At 69.4% G+C, this 6,778-nt stretch carries 6 protein-coding genes and 1 tRNA gene; 6 read left to right on the forward strand and 1 reads right to left on the reverse strand.

What is annotated here, in order from left to right; all coding sequences use genetic code 11:
- Positions 1 to 108 precede the first annotated feature (108 nt).
- The gene (locus BCHO_RS08505) at positions 109 to 972 is read right to left on the reverse strand and encodes an ABC transporter permease (protein ID WP_024541242.1); all 864 of its coding nucleotides are present in this window, start codon (positions 970 to 972) and stop codon (positions 109 to 111) included.
- Between the two features lie 351 nt (positions 973 to 1,323).
- Here BCHO_RS08505 and eno point away from each other — a divergent pair, with 351 nt between their 5' ends.
- From eno to BCHO_RS08535, 6 genes are all read left to right on the forward strand, one after another.
- Complete coding sequence (eno, locus tag BCHO_RS08510) at positions 1,324 to 2,616, forward strand: phosphopyruvate hydratase (protein WP_024541243.1); 1,293 nt, start codon at positions 1,324 to 1,326, stop codon at positions 2,614 to 2,616.
- Positions 2,617 to 2,715: 99 nt separating this feature from the next.
- Positions 2,716 to 3,267: an FtsB family cell division protein gene (locus BCHO_RS08515; RefSeq protein ID WP_024541244.1), complete on the forward strand. Its 552-nt coding sequence runs from the start codon at positions 2,716 to 2,718 to the stop codon at positions 3,265 to 3,267.
- Between the two features lie 20 nt (positions 3,268 to 3,287).
- Positions 3,288 to 4,916 carry a DUF501 domain-containing protein gene (locus BCHO_RS09120; protein ID WP_029675610.1) on the forward strand — a complete coding sequence of 543 codons (1,629 nt, stop codon included), beginning with the start codon at positions 3,288 to 3,290 and terminating at the stop codon, positions 4,914 to 4,916.
- 43 nt (positions 4,917 to 4,959) lie between these two features.
- Positions 4,960 to 5,039 (forward strand) — tRNA-Leu (locus BCHO_RS08525).
- A gap of 218 nt (positions 5,040 to 5,257) precedes the next feature.
- Positions 5,258 to 5,860 (forward strand): cadmium transporter, encoded by a 603-nt coding sequence (locus BCHO_RS08530; protein ID WP_232513791.1) that lies wholly within the window; start codon positions 5,258 to 5,260, stop codon positions 5,858 to 5,860.
- A 135-nt stretch (positions 5,861 to 5,995) separates the two neighbouring features.
- Positions 5,996 to 6,778, forward strand: a 783-nt coding sequence (locus BCHO_RS08535) for a serine dehydratase beta chain (protein WP_034256345.1), incomplete at its 3' end; no start/stop codon positions are given.

The raw sequence follows: 6,778 nt of genomic DNA on the forward strand, positions 1-6,778 counted from the left end.
GGCATGGCCGCATGGCCGCGTCGTCACGGCGCGACCGTGCGGGGTTTTCGATGGTTGGTGGTCCTGAGGATGAAGGCGGTGCCGGAAAAGGGGAGCCGGAAAGCGGCGTCAGCCGCGCACGTGCGCCAGGCGCTCGAGTGCACCGACGACCCACTCGCTGAGCAGGCCGAGCGCCGCGTACAGCACGATGCACAGCACCATCTGGTCGGTGCGGAAGAACTGCTGCGCACGGGCGAGCAGATAGCCGATGCCGGCCGACGAGTTCACCGTCTCGCAGGTGACGAGCGCGATCCACGAGACCGTGATCGCGAAGCGCAGGCCGGTCATGAACTGCGGCAGCACGCCGCGCAGCAGGATCTTCGTAAAGACGACATGCCGCGGCATCCGGTAGGCGCGGGCGAGCTCGAGCAGCCGCGGGTCGATCGCGCGCACGCCGTCGCGCACGTTGACGTAGACGAGCGCGAACGCGCCGATCGCGATCAGCGCGACCTTCATCGCCTCGCCGATGCCGAGCATGACGATGAGCAGCGGCGCGAGCGCCGGGAACGGGATCGCGCGCAGCATATGGACCGGCCTGTCGACGATCGCCCCGCCGATGCGGCTCGCGCCCGAGACGACGCCCGCCGGCACGGCGAGCGCGACGCCGACGGCGAGGCCGGCGAGCACGCGCAGCACGCTGACGCGCACCGACGGCCACAGCACGCCCTCGTCGCACATCGCGACGAAGGCCGCGGCGACCTCGCCGGGGGAGGGCAGCGCGCGCGTGCCGGCGGGCGAACGGGTGCACAGCGCCCACAGCGCGAACAGCGCGAGCGTCGAGGCCCAGGCGGCGCCGGCGCCGATGGCACGCCGCGCCCATCGCCCCGCGCGCGGCGCGGCCGATGATGGTGACGCCGATGCCGCCGATGATGATGTGGAAAGCGACGACGGCGCGTCGGGGACGACGGCGCCGATCTGCTCCGGAACGGACATGACATTCCCTTCGATAGCATTGCCTATTTCAGGTTCGACGAGTGTGATCTCAGCCCAGCCGATCCGCTTTCCTCCCGTCGCCGCGGCCGTGCGCGGCGGCGGCGTCCAGCACATGTTTGAGATCATGGCCCGGGCACCCCGTGTCGGCATCCATTGTTGCCCGGGACGTTGGACAACGGGTGGGGATCCGTATGGTTTCCGGGCGCCGCGGGCGCGCCCCGCGCCGCCCGCGACACGGGGCGCGCCGGGGTGGGAGCGCTCACAGTTTTCGCCGACGGGAAGTTGCGAATCGTCCAACAACGGCATTACTCTTGCAGATGTCATCACAACCCGTACACACAAGGAGCAGTTGTGGCAGCAATTGAAAGCGTGTATGCACGCCAGATTCTTGATTCCCGTGGCAACCCGACCGTCGAGGTCGTGCTTGACACCGAAGACGGCGCCCGTGGCATCGGCCTCGTGCCGTCCGGCGCGTCGACCGGCGAGGCGGAGGCCTGGGAGCGTCGCGACGGCGACAAGTCCGTCTACCAGGGCAAGGGCGTCCTCGGCGCGGTCAAGGCCGTCAACGAGGAGATCGCCCCGAAGGTCATCGGCATGGACGCCACCGACCAGCGCGCGCTCGACGACCTGATGATCGAGCTCGACGGCACCCCGAACAAGGGCCGCCTCGGCGCCAACGCGATCCTCGGCGTCTCGCTCGCCGCCCTGTATGCGGCCGCCGAGACCGCCGAACTGCCGCTCTACCGCTACATCGGCGGCACCAACGGCCACATCCTGCCGGTCCCGAACATGAACATCATGAACGGCGGCGCGCACGCCGACTTCGCGACCGACATCCAGGAGTACATGATCTCCCCGTACGGCTTCGAGACCTACTCGGAGGCGCTGCAGGCGGGCGTCGAGGTCTACCATACCCTCAAGAACGTCCTCAAGAAGCAGGGCCTGGCCACCGGCCTCGGCGACGAGGGCGGCTTCGCTCCGAAGATGAAGACCAACGAGGATTCGCTCAAGTACATCATGGACGCGATCTCGGCCGCTGGCTACGAGCCGGGCAAGCAGATCGGCATCGCGCTCGACGTCGCCTCCTCCGAGTTCTACAACAAGGAGACCGGCAAGTACCACTTCGACGGCGAGGACCGCGACTCGGCCTACATGCTCGACTTCTACGAGAAGCTCGTCGACCAGTTCCCGATCGTCTCCATCGAGGATCCGTTCCAGGAGGAAGGCTGGGAAGACTGGGCGAAGATCACGAAGGCGCTCGGCGACCGTCTGCAGTTCGTCGGCGACGACCTCTTCGTCACCAACCCGGTGCGCCTGAAGAAGGGCATCGACATGGGCGCGGGCAACTCGCTGCTCGTCAAGCTCAACCAGATCGGCACCGTCTCCGAGACCCTCGACGCGATCGAGCTGGCCACGAAGAACGGCTTCACGTCGATGGTCTCCCACCGTTCCGGCGAGACCCCGGACACGACGATCTCCGACCTGGCCGTCGCGAAGAACACCGGCCAGATCAAGACCGGCGCCCCGGCCCGCGGCGAGCGCATCGCCAAGTACAACCGCCTGCTCGAGATCGAGGAGGAGCTCGGCTCGACCGCCGAGTACGCCGGCTACAGCGCCTTCAAGGCCTGCAAGCAGTACATGTGATCGCCCCTCACGTGACGGCGGCCGCCGCCACGTGAGCATCATATGAACGAAACCACCCGTCGCATCCGCTCGTCGAATGCGGCGGGTAGTTTCGTATCCATGAGCAAACGACCACGCGCCACGCAGACGAAGCAGCGACCGGCCAGACGGACGAGCGCGGGGCCGATCGCCTTCTTCGTCGCGCTGTTCATCGTCGCGCTCGGGCTCATCCAGCTCATCTCGACCTTCCATTCGTATGCGCTCGACCTGTCGGAGCTCAACAGCCTCAGGAAGCAGGAGGCGGCGCTCGTCGCGCAGAAGCAGGAGCTCGAGAACGACATCGAGCGGTGGGACGATGACGCCTACGTGACCGCGCAGGCACGCGAGCGCCTCGGCTACGTGTTCCCCGGCGAGCAGCCGATCCGCGTCGAGCATCCCGAGGCCGTGACCGGCAGGAAGGCGCCGCCGCCGCTCGACGGCGCCGACGAGACGCAGGAATCGACGCTGCCGTGGTACAGCGAGATGGCGTACTCGTTCAAGGAGGCCGACGCCGGCAAGGACAAGACGCGCGGCGCGCGGACGGACGACAAGGCGGACAGCGAAACGGACGGCAAGGCGGGCGCGGACGGCGCCGCCGCGCCATCAGACGACCAGAGCAAGGAGCAGCAGTGACCGATTTCGATGCCGAGACGATGAGGCAGGCGCAGGAACTCGTGGACCGTTTCCTCGCCGAACCGGCGAGCGACGAGGACGTCGAGACCGTCGGCGCGCAGCTGGGGCGCTTCCCGCGCGGCATGGTCGCCGTCGGCGCGCGCTGCCGCTGCGGCCGTCCGCTCGCCGTGATCACGCGTCCGCTCGTCGACGGCCGGATCCCGTTCCCGACGACGATGTACCTGACGAGCCCAGAGGCCGTCAAGGCCGCGTCGCATCTCGAGGCGGACGGCCTGATGAAGGAGTACAACGCGCGCCTGAACGAGGACGAGGACCTGCGCCGCGCCTACGAGCGCGCCCATATGATGTACCTCGCGTTCCGCCATGCGCTGGCCATGCGCCTGAACGACGACGAGACGCACATCGAGGGCACGAGCGCCGGCGGCATGCCGACCCGCGTCAAGTGCCTGCACGCGCTCGTCGCGCAGAGCCTCGTCATGGGCCCGGGCGTCAACCCGATCGGCGACGACGCGCTCGAGCGCATGCGCGGCGAGTTCGACGCGGACGTGTGCCGCTGCGCGCCGCTCGACGAGGGGCGCTCGGCGAGGCGCGCGCGCCGCCACGCCGCCGAGCGCGCCGGCGACGACGCTCGGCGCGGCACGGACGCGTCCGGTCCGTCCGTCGTCGTCGCCGGCATCGACTGCGGCACGAACTCGATCCGCCTCAAGATCGCGCGCGTCGACGCCGACGGCATCCACGACGTCGTGCCGCGCATGCTGCGCGTCGTGCGTCTGGGCGAAGGCGTCGACGAGACGCACCGCTTCGCCGACGACGCGCTCGAACGCACCTACGCCGCGGCGCGCGAGTTCGCGGCCGTGCTCGCCGAGCACCGCGTGGACGCGCTGCGCTTCGTCGCCACGTCGGCGACGCGCGACGCCGAGAACCGCAAGGAGTTCGAGGACACGATCGAATCGATTCTCGGCGTGCGCCCCGAGGTGATCTCCGGCACCGAGGAGGCCGACCTGAGCTTCCTGGCGGCGACGGCGATGACGTCGCGCGACGACCTCGAGCCGCCGTTCCTCGTCGTCGATCTCGGCGGCGGCTCGACCGAGCTCGTCGTCGGCGGCGACGGCGAGACGATGCCGGTGACGAAGGTGCGCGCGGCGTTCTCGATGAACATCGGCTCGGTGCGCATGACCGAACGCCATCTGCACTCCGACCCGCCGACGCAGCGGCAGATCGACGAGACCGTCGCCGACATCGACGCGCACATCGACGAGGCCTTCGGGCATGTGCCGGCCGGCTCCGTCAACACGATCATCGGCGTGTCCGGCACCGTCACGACGATGACGGCACTGGCGATGGGGCTGCCCGACTACGACCATGCGGCCGTCGACGGCGTGCGCATGGATTTCGCCACCGCCTTCGACGTCGACGACCGCTTCCTGCACATGACGCGCCGCGAGCGCGGCCAGTACCGCACGATCCATCCGGGACGCATCGACGTCGTCGGCGGCGGCGCGCTCATCTGGAGCCGCGTGCTCGAACGCGTCGCCGAGGCGGCGCGGGCCGACCACGGCAAGGTCATCGACTCCTATGTGGCCAGCGAGCACGGCCTGCTCGACGGGCTCGTGCTCGACATGGGACGGCGGTTGCTCGCCGCGCGCTGACATGGCATAATGCCTACGTGCCGGCGAAGCCCGCCGGCGCCGCGCCCCCATGGCGAAATCGGTAGACGCATTCGACTTAAAATCGAACGCTGCGGCGTGTGGGTTCGAGTCCCACTGGGGGCACCGAGGGCTGAAGGCCGGTGATCGTTGGCGTTCCAATGATCGCCGGCCCTTTCATATCGGCCGGCCATGTGCCGCGGCCATGTTCCGGACGCGCGCGGCCGTGCCTTGTCCGGTCACGACGCCGTCATCCGCCCGTAATACCCCGTAACACAACGCGCGCTTTTCCTTCGTACACTCGCAGCATCATGACCATGAGACCTACGGACGACGGGAGCCACATGAGCGAACCAACCACCGGCGCATCCGGCGCGGCCGCGCACACGCACACGCACACGAGCGTCGTGAAGGACCCGGACAGCGGCGTGCCGATCATGCTCGCGCAGGCCGTCGTGCTCGCCGCGACGCTCACGTTCTGCGAGATCTTCTGCGCGCCGCTGACCGCGACCTTCCGTCCGGCCGTCTTCGCGCTCGTGCCATGGGCGGGCGTCGCCTCGCTGCTCGCTGTCATGTTCGCCTTCGTCGTCGGCTTCGCGTTGCTGTGGTGCGCCGAATCCTTCGCCTACCGCATGCGCCGGCGGCTGCAGCCGCTCGTCTACGCCGCGATCGGCGCGCTCTCCTTCGGCGTGTGGACGGTGTGGGTCGTCCTCGGCGTGCGCAACATGATCACCGGACGGCTCGGCGCCGGCGCGCTGTCCGCGCACGACACGACGATCGCCGCCGTCAGCGGCGCGCTGCTCGGCATGGCGGCGTTCTTCGCCGCCTATACGCTCGGCGAACGGCTCGCCCGGCACCGCGCGGCGCTTGCCGCGCTCGCCGTCGCCAGCGCGCTCGTCGCCTGCTATGGAGGCTACGTCCTCTTCGTCATGCTCCATACGCTGTGAGTGCCCGCGACACGCTCCGAGAGCCCCTCATCGGCCTCCGCGCATGCCGGCCGCGCCGGCCGGCATGCGCGGAGGCCGTGCACATTGGCCGGCAGCCTATGGCGGAACACGGACGCGGCGCCTATACTGCCAGATATGTTCAGCGTCCTTGATCTGTTCTCCATCGGCGTCGGCCCCAGCTCCTCGCACACGGTCGGGCCGATGCTCGCGACGCGCGCCTTCGCCGAGGCGCTGCGCGAACGCGGCGTCCTGCCCCGTGTGGCGCACGTCGCCGTCACCCTTTACGGCTCGCTCGCCCTGACCGGGCTCGGACACGGCACCGACCGCGCCGCCGTCGCCGGTCTCGAGGGCAACGACCCGAAGACCGTCGACGTCGACTACCTCGCCGATCTGCGCGCACGCTGCGAGGCGCGCGGCGCCATCGACCTCGACGGCGTACGCACGATCCCCTTCAACTTCGCGCACGACGTCGTCCTCGACGGATGGCACCGTCTCGCCGCACACCCCAACGGGCTGCGCTGCATCGCCTACGACATGCAGGACGGCGTCGTCTTCGAACAGGTCTGGTACTCGATCGGCGGCGGCTTCATCCAGCAGGGCCTCGTCGGCGATCCGGTGCTGCCGATCCACGCGCACGACGCACGCGCCGAGCAGGCGGCGAAGGAGGCGCGCGAAGGGGAGTACCGCCGCGAGGACGACCTCGCCGGCGTGCCGCATCCGTTCACGAGCGCCGACGAACTGCTTGCGATCTGCGCCGACGAGCATAAGTCGATCGCGCAGGTCGTGCGCGACAACGAGACGGCGCTGCACGGCGCCGACGTGCTCGACGCGCGCCTCGACGCGATCTGGGAGGCGATGCGGAGCTCGGTCGTCGCCGGCTGCACGAGCACGCAGCGGACGCTGCCCGGCGGCCTCGAC

It is taken from the genome of Bifidobacterium choerinum (genome assembly GCF_000741135.1).
Taxonomy (GTDB): Bacteria; Actinomycetota; Actinomycetes; order Actinomycetales; family Bifidobacteriaceae; genus Bifidobacterium; species Bifidobacterium choerinum.